The 16,018-nt window shown below is 50.1% G+C and carries 16 protein-coding genes and 1 pseudogene; 4 read left to right on the plus strand and 13 right to left on the minus strand.

The window, feature by feature from the left end; all coding sequences use genetic code 11:
- Positions 1-42: 42 nt before the first annotated feature.
- The 4 genes from AC6I8W_RS25495 (at position 43) to AC6I8W_RS25510 (ending at position 6,527) form a co-directional block, all read left to right on the plus strand.
- Entirely contained in the window at positions 43-966 is a 924-nt protein-coding gene (locus AC6I8W_RS25495; protein WP_497839343.1) for an OmpA family protein, read from the plus strand.
- Positions 967-1,472: 506 nt separating this feature from the next.
- Positions 1,473-3,695, plus strand: a complete 2,223-nt coding sequence (locus AC6I8W_RS25500; protein WP_497839344.1) for a type I secretion system permease/ATPase — start codon at positions 1,473-1,475, stop codon at positions 3,693-3,695.
- A gap of 128 nt (positions 3,696-3,823) precedes the next feature.
- A complete protein-coding gene (locus tag AC6I8W_RS25505) occupies positions 3,824-5,002 on the plus strand; it encodes an HlyD family type I secretion periplasmic adaptor subunit (RefSeq protein ID WP_497839381.1) in 1,179 nt (392 codons plus the stop codon).
- 4 nt (positions 5,003-5,006) lie between these two features.
- Positions 5,007-6,527 (plus strand): TolC family protein, encoded by a 1,521-nt coding sequence (locus AC6I8W_RS25510; protein ID WP_497839345.1) that lies wholly within the window; start codon positions 5,007-5,009, stop codon positions 6,525-6,527.
- A 324-nt stretch (positions 6,528-6,851) separates the two neighbouring features.
- On the opposite strand, the pseudogene AC6I8W_RS25515 reads toward AC6I8W_RS25510, so the two are convergent.
- The 13 genes and pseudogenes from AC6I8W_RS25515 to AC6I8W_RS25575 form a co-directional block, all read right to left on the minus strand.
- Positions 6,852-6,944: pseudogene (locus tag AC6I8W_RS25515) on the minus strand (hypothetical protein); the annotation flags it as partial.
- On the minus strand, positions 6,902-7,132 hold the full coding sequence (locus AC6I8W_RS25520) for a hypothetical protein (RefSeq protein ID WP_497839346.1): 231 nt from the start codon (positions 7,130-7,132) through the stop codon (positions 6,902-6,904). The gene AC6I8W_RS25520 and the pseudogene AC6I8W_RS25515, both read right to left, overlap by 43 nt.
- A gap of 17 nt (positions 7,133-7,149) precedes the next feature.
- On the minus strand, positions 7,150-8,532 hold the full coding sequence (locus AC6I8W_RS25525; protein ID WP_497839347.1) for a VasL domain-containing protein: 1,383 nt from the start codon (positions 8,530-8,532) through the stop codon (positions 7,150-7,152).
- Positions 8,533-8,578: 46 nt separating this feature from the next.
- Positions 8,579-8,851 (minus strand): GIY-YIG nuclease family protein, encoded by a 273-nt coding sequence (locus tag AC6I8W_RS25530; protein WP_497839348.1) that lies wholly within the window; start codon positions 8,849-8,851, stop codon positions 8,579-8,581.
- A gap of 6 nt (positions 8,852-8,857) precedes the next feature.
- A complete protein-coding gene (locus AC6I8W_RS25535) occupies positions 8,858-9,256 on the minus strand; it encodes a YdcA family protein (RefSeq protein WP_497839349.1) in 399 nt (132 codons plus the stop codon).
- 121 nt (positions 9,257-9,377) lie between these two features.
- The gene (locus AC6I8W_RS25540) at positions 9,378-9,848 is read right to left on the minus strand and encodes a hypothetical protein (protein WP_497839350.1); all 471 of its coding nucleotides are present in this window, start codon (positions 9,846-9,848) and stop codon (positions 9,378-9,380) included.
- A gap of 14 nt (positions 9,849-9,862) precedes the next feature.
- Positions 9,863-10,318: a type VI secretion system baseplate subunit TssE gene (gene tssE / locus AC6I8W_RS25545; RefSeq protein WP_497839351.1), complete on the minus strand. Its 456-nt coding sequence runs from the start codon at positions 10,316-10,318 to the stop codon at positions 9,863-9,865.
- Entirely contained in the window at positions 10,318-10,863 is a 546-nt protein-coding gene (tssJ, locus tag AC6I8W_RS25550) for a type VI secretion system lipoprotein TssJ (RefSeq protein WP_497839352.1), read from the minus strand. The genes tssE and tssJ overlap by 1 nt, the downstream gene beginning before the upstream one ends.
- Positions 10,841-11,926, minus strand: coding sequence for a type VI secretion system baseplate subunit TssG (tssG, locus tag AC6I8W_RS25555; RefSeq protein WP_497839353.1), 1,086 nt, complete (start codon positions 11,924-11,926; stop codon positions 10,841-10,843). The genes tssJ and tssG overlap by 23 nt, the downstream gene beginning before the upstream one ends.
- Positions 11,890-13,644: a type VI secretion system baseplate subunit TssF gene (tssF, locus tag AC6I8W_RS25560; RefSeq protein ID WP_497839354.1), complete on the minus strand. Its 1,755-nt coding sequence runs from the start codon at positions 13,642-13,644 to the stop codon at positions 11,890-11,892. The genes tssG and tssF overlap by 37 nt, the downstream gene beginning before the upstream one ends.
- A gap of 89 nt (positions 13,645-13,733) precedes the next feature.
- Entirely contained in the window at positions 13,734-13,979 is a 246-nt protein-coding gene (locus AC6I8W_RS25565) for a DUF1240 domain-containing protein (protein WP_497839355.1), read from the minus strand.
- A gap of 206 nt (positions 13,980-14,185) precedes the next feature.
- Positions 14,186-14,596: a hypothetical protein gene (locus AC6I8W_RS25570; RefSeq protein ID WP_497839356.1), complete on the minus strand. Its 411-nt coding sequence runs from the start codon at positions 14,594-14,596 to the stop codon at positions 14,186-14,188.
- Entirely contained in the window at positions 14,589-16,013 is a 1,425-nt protein-coding gene (locus AC6I8W_RS25575; RefSeq protein ID WP_497839357.1) for a PAAR domain-containing protein, read from the minus strand. Before AC6I8W_RS25575 ends, AC6I8W_RS25570 begins: the two co-directional genes overlap by 8 nt.
- Between the last annotated feature and the right edge of the window lie 5 nt (positions 16,014-16,018).

Genomic DNA, 16,018 nt, shown 5'->3' on the forward strand with positions numbered 1-16,018 from the left:
TGCGGGTAAATGGAACCGTACTAGAGAATATGGAGCATTAATATGAAATGTAATCCTACTATGCGTGGCGTGAAGCAGGCATTGGCATGTCTGCTTGGCGGTGCTTTACTGTTATCAACCCAGGCTCAGGCCAAAGGTTTTCTGCTGAATGGCAGCGAAAAGAAGGATCAAAACACATCTGTTACAAGCTTATATCAGCCCAGCGCGCAGGTGGTGCCTGAGCAGTCACTCATTACCTACTATTATCCGATTTCTGCAAAGGTTAGCTCAGCACCGATAAGTATCTATGTCGATAAAGAGTTTCACACTGCACTACTACCGGGTGAGTTTACGACTCTGTGCGTGGCAGCAGGTCAGCATACACTGGTCGCAGCCGTGCACGACGAGCCATTTTATCGTCAGAAAACCAACGCCACTGCGCACGCGCAGTTTAATGGAGGCACAAGTTACTTCATACGTGCTGAACCAGGTCAAAGTTTGATCAGCAAACCTGTATATCGGCAGGACGCGGAAAGGGAACTATCGTCTATGGACCGCAACCATCGTCTGATTAACCGCGCTTCCAGCGTACAGCAATGTCGCTACATCGGTGGTGGCAAGGATGTCACGCTAATTAAAGATTCAGTTCTGTTTCGCTTTGCCGGTAGTAGCTATGAGCAACTCCTGCCTGAATCGAAACGAAAACTGGAGCGGATAATCGAATTCACCCGTCATTCCAATAACATTGGGGGTATTGTTCTTATTGGATTTACTGATGGTATTGGCAACAGTGAAAGTAATCGTCGTCTTTCAGCGGCGCGTGCGGAAACCGTACGCAAAGCTTTAATTGATGCTGGTATTACAGCAGCCATTATTGATACCCAAGGACAGGGCATTGCCCAGAGCGCAAATGGTTGCAGTAAGCAACAGGGCGATGGCTGTAATAAATTGAGTCGGCGTGTTGACATTATGGTGAATAGCCAGTAGTAAAATTATTTCCATATAGTTAATGTTTGTTATGTTTCTGCTCCGCCCAGTTAATTTTTCGGCGGAGCTTTTTTTTATTAAAGGTTAATTGATATTTCTATCTTGTTCATGCATCAGTGAATTCATCCGTAAAACATGATCTCAATCAAATTTAAATGTTTCATCTCTCATATAAAATGACAAGCTTACAGGCAGGCCTAGCCTTGTGAGTGACACAATTTCTGCCAGAGATGCTCCCTTCTATAAAATGTTTCTGCCATTGGTTAAATTATGATGGTGGTTCTAAGAAATTACTTATTTTTTTATTTTATAATTCATTGTTTTTATTGGCTAAAGATTCACTTTCTAAGAGGATGCCTCATCATTGCTCGCACATTTAAGAAAACTTAATTTTCTGTGTGATTTCTAATCATAATTAAGTGGAAAATAATCCATGACGTCGCGAGTAAAAATAAAATCTATGATATAAATGCAATCCGAATTGTTATTTAAGTAAAAAGAACGTTATGGGTGATATTCAACTCGCGCCAGTGCCACCGCTTATGGCTCTGGACGAAGCAGCTAACAGTGGGATGCAAGATACACTGTTAGCATCTGTCAAATGGCTAACCAGATTCTATGACAAGAATGTTAGTACAGCGGTATTATATTCAGACCTGCCAAGAGAGCGTAGGCTTTCTCCAGAAATGGCCGTTAAAATGCTTGGGCAAACAGGAATATCAGCCGGTTGGGTTAAGCGCGATCTGAAAAATATTTCTGATTATCTGTTTCCAGTTGTCATTGCTAAAAAAGACGATACCTATTGTGTACTGACATCGCGCAATAAAGGGAAAGCAGGTCAGATTACTTACACCATAATCCTGCCAGAGAGCAATACTGAGTGTAAGGTAAGTACTGATGATTTAATGCGTGATTTTACTGGCTATGCATTACTCTCCAGCCGCAGACCGGAAATGAAATCTGGCATAGATACTATCCTGCCGGAGGTTAATCGTGAAGGGCATTGGTTATTCAGTACCTTATGGCGTTACCGCCATTTCTTTTATAGCGCCGCGATCGCCGCGCTACTGGCTAACATTCTGACACTGGCCACCACTTTTTTCACCATGAACGTTTACGATCGCGTGGTACCTAACCAAGCTTACGCGACCCTCTGGTCTTTGGCGATTGGCGTGGCAATAGCGATTATATTTGAGTTTGTGTCTCGCCAGATCCGTGCCTGGCTTATTGATGTTGCTGGTAAAAAAGCTGACCTGGTACTTGGTACAACGCTATTTCGCCAGATGATGTCGGTACGACTGGAGTATAAGCCTCAATCTGCTGGCTCCTTTGCTAACCAGTTACGTGAGTTTGAGTCGGTACGTGACTTTATGACTTCAGCCACGTTAGCAACATTGTCGGATCTTCCGTTCAGTATCCTCTTTTTGCTGATCATTTATATGATCGGTGGCCCGCTGGCGTGGGTGCCATTTATGGCAATCCCGATCATCCTGATTGTCAGCATCCTGATTCAGCGTCCGCTGTCCCGCTATATGAGCGAGAATATGCGTGAGTCGTCGCTTAAGCACGGTTTGTTGATAGAAAGCATCGAAGGCATTGAAGCGCTGAAAGCTTCTCGCGGTGAAGGTGTCATGCAAAAGCGATGGGAAGACTTCAGTGCGCTTTCTGCTGCTACCTCGATGAAGATCCGTCACCTCTCCAGCCTGACACTCAGCTTTGCCACATTCACGCAACAGCTTACCACGGTGACCATCGTGGTGTGGGGAGTCTACTTAATTCACGCCGGGCAACTCACTATGGGTTCGATGGTTGGTGTGGTGATCCTTTCTGGCCGTTTATTGTCACCATTGGCTGCAATGGTAGGTTTGGCGATCCGATACCAGCAGGCGAAAACGGCTCTGAGATCACTTAACCAGTTTATGAAAATGCCGACGGATCGCGACCATACGCGCAGCTATCTCCCTTCACCGAGTTTTGAAGGCAACATTCATCTGAAGCAGGTCAATTTTGACTACCCGATTCCCGGAATGGCCAACACGATTAAAGTCATTGATAACCTCACTTTTCAGATTGGACGTGGTGAGCGTGTAGCGATCATCGGCAATATCGGTAGTGGTAAATCTACCCTTCTCAAACTCATTGCCCGTCTTTATCAGCCAGACAGTGGTCAGATGACTATCGATGGTGTGGATGTATCACAGATTGATCCGTCCGACTGGCGTACTGCTGTGGGTTACGTGGGACAGGATTGTCGACTGTTTTACGGTTCGCTACGTGAAAACGTAATGATTGGCAACCCTTCGGCCAGTACCTCACATTTCCTGCGTATATCGAAAATGACCGGTCTTGATCAGATTGCAGCGCACCATCCTATGGGATTCGATATGCCGGTTGGTGAGATGGGACAGCTACTTTCTGGCGGTCAGCGTCAATTGGTGGCTCTGGCAAGATGCATGCTGCTGGAACCCAAAATCATTTTGATGGATGAGCCGACCAGTTCAATGGATGCGCTGACTGAGGCGAAATTTATTGATCAGCTTCAGAAAGCGATCACGGACCAGACGCTGATTATCGTGACGCACCGTTTCTCATTGTTAAAACTCGTGAACCGCCTGATGGTTTTGGTTGATGGGCGTATCACGCGTGATGGAGATAAGGATGCAGTTTTCGCGGAACTTCATGCAGCCACCAACGTTGAAAATAGGAAAGATTTGCCTGAACAGGGCTGAAGAGAAAGGTTATGAATGATAAATCGAATGTGCCCGTTCAGGCTGGAGAAGTTAATTCGGGCAATGCGTTGCAAATAGTACCGCCCCAAAAAGCGGGAGGCAGGGCGAATGGAGATGACTTGAAATTCATGCGCGATCTTCAAGGCGCGCTGCTGGTACAAAAAACACCCGTCACCACCATGGTGCTATGGCTAATCATGGCGATTCTGGTGATTGCCCTGACATGGGCTCATTTCGCCATCGTGGAAGAAATAACTACGGGTGAAGGAAAGGTCATTCCTGCCTCACACGAGCAGGTCATTCAGAGCCTGGAAGGCGGGATCCTCGAAGATCTAAACGTAAAAGAGGGAGACGTAGTGGAAAAGGGTCAGGTGTTGCTCAACATCGATCCTACCCGCTCCAATGCCAGCTATCAGGAAGCGCTTTCTCGTGTTCAAGGGCTTGAAGGTACCGTGGCCCGCCTGCGTTCTGAAGCTTATAGCACCCCACTTGACTTCCCTGATGAGATTAAAAACATCAATTCGATCATCCATGATGAAACACAGGCCTGGATATCGCGACAGAAAACCCTGAATGAATCCGTTGATGCGCTAAAACATAGCCTGGAGTTGTCCGAGGGTGAAGTAAAGCTGTCCGAGCCTCTGGCGCGGCAGGGGCTGATCTCCGATGTAGAAATACTGCGGCTCAAACGTCAGGCAAACGAATTCAGGCTGCAGATTGCCGATCGCACTAACCGCTTTCGGTCTGACGCTAACAGCGATTTAACCAAGGCAGAAAGTGAACTGGCCCAGGCAAGGCAGATCCTCGCCGGGCGAAAGGACGTGATGCAGCGCACCACAATTGTGGCGCCGCTGCGCGGTACGATTAATAACATCAAAGTGACGACTCGCGGTGGTGTTATCCAGGAAGGTGCGGAGATTATGACGCTAATACCCCTGGAGGATCGGTTATTGGTGGAAGCAAAAATCAAACCTTCAGATGTTGCGTTTCTCCGTCCTGGCATGCCAGCGACGGTAAAAATCACAGCTTATGATTATGCGATTTATGGTGGGCTGAACGGACAGGTTGAGCATATCAGTCCGGATACGATTTACGATGAAGAGCGTGCTCGCACAGGTCGGGGCGATCCTAATTACTACCGCGTATACATACGTACCGACACTGCAGCCCTCCACGTAAAGGATAAGCAGTTTCCAATTATTCCCGGCATGGTTGCGACTGTAGAGATTCGCACCGGTGAAAAATCAATTTTGTCTTACTTGTTGAAGCCAGTACTGAAGGCTCGCGAAGCATTCAGGGAGCGTTAATTTTATGCATAAGAAGTTTGTTTTACAGGCAGTCACATTGTTACTGCCCTTAGCGTTGGTATCAGGTGTTCAGGCTGCCAGTAATAATTTATCCGGCGCCACATCAGGAACACGAATGCTGACTATAGCGCCTGCGCCACGAAGCGAAACCATCGGAGAGTCGATCGGTACTGATATAGACACACCTCAGACGGTGGGGACTCCGACGGCAGACATGAAAGATATCCCGCCGAGACGAAATAGTGCACCGGAGAGCGTTATGGACAGCGCGAAGTTGCACACATGGTTTCAGAAAATGGTGGGTATTGCATTAAATTACAGCCCGGAGATACGTGGTGCATTGTCCGATATGGATGCCTCTGGCTGGGATGTGAAGCAGGTCGAAGGTAAACGCCTGCCTCAGATCACCGTGGGAAGTAACGCCCCATTCGGTTCTTTCGGTAGCGGAACCAGTACGCGTTATAACAATTCCATGAGCGATACCAGTGTTTCCGTTTCCGTCAACACAACGGTATTCGACTGGGGAAAAATCAGCGCCGACCTGGAAGGAGCCAAACAAACGTTGAGTGCGTCAGAGTTTCTGATTAAAGAGACGCGCGAGCAGGTGGCTTCCAACACCATGACGGAGTTGCTAAACCTGAGCCGGTATAGAGAAAGCCTGCGGGCCGCCAAAGCTTATGTGGTGCGCATGCAGGAACTGGTTACGATGTTGTCTGGTATCGCGAAAGTGGATACAGGGCGTGCAAGTGAACTGGTACAGGCCCGAGCGCGGCTGCTCTCAGCACAGGCACAAGAGAAGCAGTTGCAACATCAGTATGACAATACGCGCATCAAGCTGATACGTCTTATGGGTATCGAGCCTGAATCCCCTCCAGCTGTGCGCTGGACTGCTGATTTTATACCTCTTAATACCGCCCTTAGCGCCCTGTCCCACCACCCAACATTACTGCGCAACGAGGCACAAGTGCGTGCAGCCGATGCTGAGGCTGAGTCTATTAAAGCGGCTGGTTTGCCGCAGTTGAATTGGGTTGTTCAGAAAAGCACCGCGAGGGATGAGTATGGCGATGAAAATGCCTGGTTTACAGGTCTGAACGTTCAATGGAACGCCTTTAGTGGCGGCTCTGAACGCGCGGCCCGGCAAGCTGCACTGGCCAAAGTTCGTTCCGCACAAGAGAAAAACCAGACTTCGCGCTATGAGCTGGAGTATCAAATTCGCAATATGGTGGAGACTCGCGACTCCTCCCTGTTGCGTGCGGAAAATTACGTTCTGCTGAGCAAAGAAACCGATCGTGTACGCGATATGTTTTACCGTCAATGGTATCACCTGGGAACACGTACACTACTCGATGTATTGACCGCTGAAAGCGACCACTTTAACAACCAGATTTCAGCTATCAACAACCGCTACGATGCATATAATAGTAATGTTTCAGTTATGTACAATGCAGCGATCTTGCTCAACTGGTTGGCTAAACCCGCAGGGGATTTTCCAAAAAATAATAGGAGCAGAGGGATACAAAGTTAAGCAAAGAAGCTATTGTCCATGAAGTGGGCGGAAAAGTCTTGGATGGTTCACCTGTATTAGCTCAGACCTGATCTGACAGTTACCGGTTATTTTTCTCGATCTTTCAACCTGAAAGCCGCCCCATCGGGCTAATTCAGTCCCATCCGCTCACTCCAGACTCAGGGTAAAAGGCTATTAATACGCGGTCTTCATCAGGTTGCCAGAACCAGGTCTCCGTCAGCCTCATTTTTCCGAATGGCCTCCCGGGTACGAACCGGCAGTAACGCTTCTATTTTATTAATCCCTTTACTGTAGTGCCAGCATCAACACCTGTTCCATTTCAGTTCAGGGTCTGTTTTTCCACGTTCCAGGGCCAAGCTGGACGACTGCCGCCCTCACCGCACTGACGCTTCTGCCCAGTCTGGCGGCAATTTCTTTTGTTGGCAGATTTCCGTAATGCTTTTCCAGAAAGGCCTTCTCTTCACGGCTCCAACAGCTGCGACCGGTGATCTCTGCCCGGAAGGCCTGCCGGAAGATAGCTGACCATAGCGTTGTTCCACAAACGTATTTTTGGCGACCGTCCACTGTGCCTGGTGATTCCGCTGACGCTGCGTTTTATCCTCCATGTCAGAACTCCCTGGTATTAGTCACGTTGCTTTTCCTGCGCCAGTGTTGAGATTTGAGCCCGGAGGCCTTGCTCGATCTGCCGGACCTGCTGCTGACGCTGCAGTGAGTCTTCAGGGAGCAGCTTCAACTGCCGAAGCTGTTCTTCCAGCGGGACGGTCTGCCGGAAGCTTGTCAGCATGCCAAAGACCTGCGATTTAAGTTCACTGACGGTGATATATTTCCCTTTCTGGCCGTCAAGCGCATCCAGTTTATCGGCAAGTGCCTGAAGCTGTGTCATACCTTCATGCCAGCCGTTCATTGTATCGACAGGAAGTACTGAGACATTAATCTGTTGCCGCCACTGTTGTATGAGGGGCTCAGCCTGTTCCGGCCACAATGCCTGAACCTGTTCGATGAGTTTTCTGCTGTATGTAATATCCCAGTCAGGAGGCAACTTATCCAGTCGGGCAAGCTGCTGCTGTGTCTGTGCGATAAGGTCCTGCAATAACGGAGTCTGCTGACGCAACATCCCCAGCTGTTCAGACGTGAGAGGTGCAGGGAACGGAGCCAGTGAAGCAGCAAGCTGGTTCTGTAGAGGGTCTGGCCGGTGAAGAAAATGCCAGCTCCACACTGCGACGATACTTATTACCAGCATGGTACACATCCCGGCGGCGAAGGATTTCCATTTTTTTACCGGAGTGGGCACAGCTGCCAGCACTTCCACGTTCGGCTGCTGTTCCGGTTGCGCGACATATACCCACTTCACTGCACTGCCTGGAACCTGGAAATCTTCACTCGGACCACCAGCAAGGTCTCGCGTTGATGCTGTCGCATCATTCATCACGGAGGCAGGCAACACGATATCTGGCTGAACGTTCGACCCGGAGCTTGTTATGACATCGCTGCTTTCCAGCCTGACAGCACGATTGTGCATCAGAGTACGCAACGTATCGAGCTGGCTCAGATGCTTAAGCTCCAGATGCTGCAATACCTGCCCCATAGCAGTAAGCAGCTGCTCTGCCCGATTCAACTGACTGAGGTCACTGTAATTCAGCGGGAGCGAACGCATTTGTTGCTTCAGGCGTTGACTCAGACTGCTGAGGATTTCCATGCGGGCATGGACTGGCTGAGGCCACAGCGCCCCCCACTGATGACTTATCAGTGCCTCGAGTATTGTCAGCCCTTCATTGAGCCCGAATAAGCCGGCCAGTTGCGTACGCGCAAGTGTATACCAGGCTGCCGTTTGCAATTCCACGCCGTTCTGCTCAAACAGTGAGAGACAAAGTTTTTCGACATACTGCCAGCTCACATCCGGGCGAGCCGGATGTGTCAGCTTACTCAGTTCATCACGCAGGGCAGCATAATCCGGCAGCATGCGTGGGTCGCCGCCGGTTTTTTTACGTGTGGGGATGTCATTCATGACCAGTTGTCCATTTGACGTACCAGGAGCTATTAAAGGTTATTGTTTATGCGGCTTTGCTTTCTGCATATTCGAGACTCTGCAGATACTGTAGCGCCACCGGGTCAGCAATATATTCAACCTGCCCGTGGTGACGCTCCACCTCATCGATAATTCTGCTGAGCTCGACCCGGAAAAACTCCTTACGCAGGTTAATCCGGTAGCTTTCCAGATGGTCATGCAGCGTCTTTTCAAGCGCAGTGGCGTCAATTAATGCTCTTACCGCGACATAAATACCCCAGGCAATTACGCCAATAATAAGGCAGGGAATCTGTGCCATATCCGATTAATACTGGTTCCCTGAGCAAATCGGTAAATGGGTATATCCGGGCTTGCTGGCCATATAGAGGGGAGCGCATGTTGGCTGTCGGGGTTGTGTGCTGACCGGTTCGTCGTTTTCTGTCACGCGTTGCTGAGTCTGTTTTTCCGCAGTTGTCATCTTTTTCGTCTGCATTTTGCGGGGGGAGGTGGAAGGTTTTGCCCGATTGCCGGCTTCTGAGGAACCATAGCCGGAACAGAATCGTTTCGACTGACTCAGACTCCCGTCATTACAGACAAAGCCTCCATCCGATGTGCAGTGCGCTATACCGCCTTTTGAGCCTGAACAGGGCTGCCTTCCACGCGCAGCATCAGCTTGTGCCGTAAAAAGAATTCCTGAGACCAGAAGGAAGATTAATTTTCTCATTTCCATATCCGTGAATTATTTCGTTATATTGGGACTCTGTTTCCCGTCAGCTATTGACTGTTTTACCTGGTAAATACGCAATAACTAACAGGCAAACAAACTATTACTCATTCCGGTTCCGCTATGGAAGGAGCGCCAGAATCAAACCAAAAAATGTGCTCTCATCAAAACCCTGCCCGGAGGGAGATAAAGCGCCAGGCTGAGTAAAGGTCCAGTTGTTCACCGTTCCTGACCGCATAAATAATCGCCCCAGAGGCGTCACGAGTCCTCCATTATGGAAGGCCACCTCCACGCACCCGGTCACACCCTGACCATACAGGAATACAGGCACAAATTTCACAGACCGCTCGTCGATACGCAGAACGAGGGCGGCTATATCAAATGCTCCCCCCTTAACCAGCAGGTCAGTAACAGAGACGGTAAACGTCTCCACGTGCAGTCCGGTACCCTCCAGCCACGCGTCCATCTGCTCCTGAAGTTGCATTATTCGCAGACAAAACTCTGCAATATCGGCCTGAGTTTTGCTGGTAAACGAGACCGGAGCGGGTTGTCTGGCCTGCAGTTTTTTAAGGAACTTTGATTTGACTGACATGCTGTTATCTGGCCTTACAAACGGGTTGTGGTGTCGAGATACTGCTGTTGCTTCAGGTGTCTCAGCATCACTCGTCCCTCGGGCATAAACTCGGTGCCGTAACGCACGAGGCCAATGCCTTTCAGCTCAGCATCAATGGCGTAACTCAATTGACCCGGGACACTCTGCTCCAGCAGGACAACGGCTATTTTTCTCAGGCGTGGCTCATATTTGAGCAGAACAGCCGACAGGGTGCCCATCAGCTCATGGGCAGTACCGGGCATGCCCTGAAGGATTGTGGTCATATCGGGCAGGCCATAGTCCGGCAAATGCGCCAGCGTACCGGCGCGGCAGTTGAGGATGCGTTGCATGTTATCGAGCACGGACAAAATCACCTGGTTCTGCTCACTGACCTGACGGAGGCTCAGGCCACCGGAGAAGTTCCCGCTCAGCATTTCATACAACGATGGCGTGTTATGTCCTTGTGGCATCAGTTGTCCTTGAGCGGTTGCAGCGTCAGATGATTGCTACCGGCTTCCAGAATGCGGGGTTTATCCGGATCGAGATCTTCACGTTTGAGAACCTGCTTCCAGGTGTTGTTGACCATATCCGGATGGCGGAACAACCCGACCACTGCGACAAACCGCGCGTCTTCTTCCATGGGCATATTAAGATTTGCATCCCCGCCAGGTTTCACCACGACGTCCCGGGTCGCCAGCAGGTCGGCTTTCAGGAGCGTGTCACCGTCCTTGAGGAGCTGCTGATAGACCGTTTTGTCGAATGCTTTGCGGTCTTTCAACTGGTAGACACGGACCACCACCGGCTCGGAGAGTGAGTTACTCTCGCGCGCATCGGTGTTCAGTGCTTCACGCGCCGTGAAATCCAGATGGAGCACTTTAATTTTCTTGTAAAACACGGCGGTATAGACCGATTTGGTGCCATCTGCGACGCCCTGCGCCACCCCACAGCCCGTCAGGCTGAACGCCAGCAGTGCAGGTAGCCAGCACGCGGGTTTAATCAAACTTGTACGTAACACGTCGGTTTCCTCGTTGTGGTGTTGCGGGCTGCAGGCCGGTGTAATAGCCCAGTTCCGTCGTAAAGGTCTGCGGGATATCGTCCGGGAGGTCTTCGTCTTCCGCGCCCAGCACGCCATTCATCCCCAGCCAGAAAGGACCTTCGCCGAGCGGCGGCGCGGCAAGCAGACGGATCCGGGTGGTCAGGGTGATTTTTGCCTTAAAGCGCCAGCCCAGATACACCCGCAGCATTACCAGAAAGTCCTGATACAGCAGGCCATCCGGTTTCCAGCCCTGTGATTCCAGCTCGTTTTCGGTGGACAGGGCAATCAGCAGCTGGCTGTTGGCATCCATCGCCTCATCGCCAAGCGGTGTGTTACCGTCGAGGCGAAAATCGTCATCACCATAAAAGCCCAGTGGCTGACTGACCTCTACCGGCCGCAGGCAATACGGGCTCACCTGCACCGTCGTGTCAGGTGCCAGCAGGCTCACCAGGGCCTGCATCCCCTCCTGGGTTTTACCTGGCTGTTGCAGTACGCCCAGCAGTGACAGAAAACGGGATACCGGGGTGGCGATGTGCTCTGCAGTGCCCGGAATGCCCAGCCCCACCAGACCCAGCAACGACTGCGAAATGCTGTCGGTGCCGCCGGGCTCAAACGTGGCCGGGTACGAGTATTTACGCCAGATGCGATAAAACTGCGTCAGAATGCGGTGGCTGAAGATATCCAGAAAGCCCTGAAGCGCCTCGTGCCCTTCGCGACGCTGGGTGATGTCATCCAGGTAGGCCGTTGGTAAGGGGGAATCGACACCGTACATCCCCATAAAAGTCGTGCGGATGAGCGGTGGCTTGCTGTCATCATCCTCGCCATATTCGACAGCCTTCAGTTCACTGGCAGGGAAACCCATCCCCGGATGCGGCACAAACCGCACCGGGTCATCCGCCGGATGGCTGGTCGACCCCATCAGCGGCCGGCCCGGATTACGTTTTTCCAACAGCTGGCATAAACGGTAAAAGTTGATGCGGTGAAGGTCGGCTTCCAGCCGCGGGGTCAGCCGGGAATGCGGCGGTTGTGCTTCTCTTCCCATTCCAGGCGCTCTCCGGTCGGTTGCAGAATGATAATCAGGCGGTTAAACAGATAGATATCGGTGTAGAGCGCGAAGAAGCGACTCAGCATCTCGCCAAACAGGCAGATATCGCCACGCCCCGCAAAGCCGTGACTGTCCAGCGTCACCTCAATCTGCACACCGCGTACCAGATAGCCCTGCTCGAAACGCTCGGTTTCGCTGTGCTTAACGTCAATGATGGCTTCCAGGCGACGTCGGTTCATCTCGCTGTCGGTCCATTCGTACAACGCCAGGGTGCCACGCAGTACGTCGGCATTATCCATCATCGACAGGAATCCGCTGCCGAGGTGACTCAGCACACGCCAGTGGAAACGATCCTGCGCCGGTGGATAACAGGGGAGTGTCGGCGCACACAGGTTACGCACGGCGATACTGGCCGAGGTGGTTTTCATCACCGTATCGAGCACTGTGCTCTGCAGTGCACGTCGTGGCAGCTGGCCGTTGGTGCCGGTGAGCGTCAGTGACAGGCTTTCGTCTTCCGGCACCGTATGGCTATCAAAGGCTTCACCGCCGAGGATAAGCCAGGTGTTATGCAGGCCCGATGGGCCACGGCGCACGCGGGTGTGGTAGTAATATTCCGGGGCTTCATGGCGCATCATTCCGCCTTTGTGGCGGAAGCTTGAGAATGGCACGTAGGTATGCTGGCTCGATGACATCACCGAATCCACCGCGTATATTTCGGTATGGCCATCCTGAACGCGCATCGGGCGCAGCATGTATTCTGTTTGCAGAGAATTGAGCGTTAGCGGGTCAGATTCCAGCGGGAACAGGTTAATCACCGGTACACAGTTCAGGCGCAGATGCTTTTCGGTAAAGCTGAAGTCATGCTCCCAGCGTTCCGCCAGTACCACATCGATTTCAAACCATGGGAGCTCAGCCGGAAAGACCACGGTCTCCAGCCCACGCAGACTCGTGAACATGAATTTCTCACGGAAGGTGAAGTACTCCAGCAGCAGCTGATAGCCGCTAAAGCTGCTGCTGCCCTTCGGCCACAGGTCATCGTCATCGCCAAATCCGAGCGCGGTGAAATACCCGTCAAGCGGTCTTCTGTCCATTTCACCCGGCATTCGCAACCAGAGACGCGCCGTGTTCATGGTAAAGGCCTCATGCATGGCACAGGCCAGCGGTGCATCAGCGTTGAAGTAGAACGGAATCTGGCTGAGATCGACATGACTCCAGTCGGCAAGATGGCTGCAGTTAAACCGCAGGCTGATGACCGAACGTCCGTCAGGGGCAGTCGACAGGCGGGCGTGCTCCAGCGACAACGGCTGAAGGGTAATCTCTTTGGTTGTGGTGTACCGACAACGCGTGCCCTTCTCACCGATCGGCCGCGAGTTCACCTCGAAACCTTTGACGATGCGCATCTGCTCTTTCATCTCACGCCAGTCAGGGGTGAATTCCACCACCGACATTGACGGAATGGTACGCAGGTAATGCGGCCACAGCAGGCTGACCAGCCCTTCGGTCAGTTCAGGCAGGTCGTCATCGAGCTTTTCACGCAGCCTGCCCATCAGGAAGGCAAAACCTTCGAACAGGCGTTCCACGTACGGATCGCGCGCCCCCGCTTTATCGAGATTGAGCATTGCCGCCTGCTCGGGGTGAGCACGGGCAAACTCTTCACCAGCTTCCAGCAGATAGCGCATTTCAGCGTCATAATAACGCAGGGTTAAATCATCCATATTTATTCTGCTTAGTAAATTGCTGCGTGTTAAACACTGAAGCAGACTCCGGGAGTCTGACACAGGTAATCATATAGAAAAGAGAACCATCAATGCTGAGTACAAAGAGACGGTTCTATGGCATATTTTTTTGCCATACCAGGCATCCAACCTGAAGGGATCCACTGGCATTCTGTGAATCCTTTATGCATTAAAGATGTCGTGTATCTTTCTGAAAAGATGAACATTCCCAGGACAGTTAGCCCCAAGATAACAAACGTGTTTTTCAGTGATTTTTTACCTGATGTAGCGGTTATCTGCTTGCCGGTAACAATAACAGGGAAGATCATCGCCAATAACGGTGAGAAAAAAAAGAAAAACGCGGCAGCAAAAGTAACCCAAAAAGAGAAGTTAACGACATCAGGGTAAGAAAGGTATTAGCGCAACTTAAAAATACCGAGATATGAAATCCCGACGGAAACCACCAGGAAGAATACCACTCCGAAAAATTCAATTACTCGTCGTTTAAAAGGATATACTGCTAGTCAAATTCGTCAAGATTTCACGGACAAATGCCATGAGAGCTAATTTCAAGATATATGAAATCCTGGTCTTTATCAGACACAGTTTTCAGTAAAGGGTATATGTTGGCTCCAGAGTAATTTTTTTGATGAACACCACCCCCTGTTGTTAAATTAAATCCACCACCATATTCATCTGAAAACAACCATTCTAGATTCTGCTCTTTACTGGATCGTTGAAACTGAGCAAATGCTTTCTGTTGTCCGACAGCAAGCGTAAAATGTTCATCGGTATTTCCATCCAATGATGAGATATAGCCTGAGAATTTTGAAACCGAGACAGAAAGCGGCGCATCACAAGGGTTTTTTATAAAAATGACGCCGGGGAATGGCTTTTGCGACGAACACGCTGACATGCTAAAAAAAAGACAAACAAGAAGTAATCTAGTCATTGAATTTTACCCTACTCAGCCAGAGCAAACCTTTTACATCTTCTTCAGCCGCCACTGAATGTTTACTCTGAATGTCCAATGATTGCTGCTTATCTGCATATTTCATTATATCTATTTCTCCACTTGATGGCATAGTGGTACCGGGCAGAGACTCCTGGGAAAGGCTTGAGCTACTCTTATGTGTCCACGAATAGTCTTTTGTCCAACCAAAAGGTGCATATTTATCAAGCACTATGTGCCCCATTTCGTGGGACGCTGTCAGCTTAAATAACATATCAGCTTGAGATGATGCATTTTGTGAAGGTAAGAATTGATAGATCTTCGAATAGAAACCAAGATTATGGCAAACTTTTCTGAATCCCTTCAGGCTTGTTGAACGTCCAAATTCACTATCCAGAACCTCTATCAAATCAAATGATGGCATGGCCGGAGCTATATTAATACTCACCGAGACCTTTACTTTATAACGCCCATTCTTTGTTAGAATATCCTCACCAATTGTTGGTAGCCGACTACCATTTCGAGACCAATATAGTTCTATCCCTTCTTTTGCCATCTTCTGTAAATCAGTATAACTCACGGGTTGGAGCGATTGATTGTTACCGTCAATACCGCCATCATCAAAAGCGACCCTCCAGAAAACATCAGCTGTGGTACTATTTCTATTGATCTGCACATCCACCCAATCTTGTTCTTTAGGTGAATTATTTAGCGGTAGATCTACCTTTATCATTTGATCGCCCCTAAGGGCAATTAATCTGACTGTTAATGATATACTTTTAAGCCTGCGAGTATCCAGTATTCCTGCATTACTGTAACCATCCCAATACCATTCATGCTCGCCTTGCTCAAAGAACTTGGAAGTATGCTTTTCGCTGTAAATAAGTTCAGCTCCATCCACAACCTCCAGGGAAAGCCCTTCTGCCTCATCGCCTTTATTGATGATTCGGAAACCAATTTTCTCAGTGTTGTTGGTATTTCCTCCCTTTATCATCTCATCATAATCTGGAACTGAGAGAGGCGTAAGGATCTTATTTCCTGACAGCAGGATCTTATAATCCAGCTTTCCATCGCTTTTTTTATTATTCTTATTTGTTGACTGTGCATGTTGTTCAGGTTCGCTCTGGCCTGAGGTTGTCTTCTCGTACGTATCATCCATCATTGATGGAATAAACTTCGCCTTGCAGGGACAGGTGCTGTAGCTGTCGAGGGTTCCGGCCATTCGCCGGTCATGAATGGTATCGCTGTCGATGCCACCGGCTATCTTGAATAGTCCGGCATGCTTCCCGCAGGTCACACTGTCCTGCTCCCGGGCAACAGGTTTATCAAACAGAGTGTGATCCTCTGCGCCTGTGGTGATTTTCCCGCCGCAGGTCGTTTTGTCGCCCTGCACCAGATAATAGCCTTCAGCTCCCATACGTT

The organism is Pantoea sp. X-Soil-TKNS-1211, assembly GCF_059730495.1.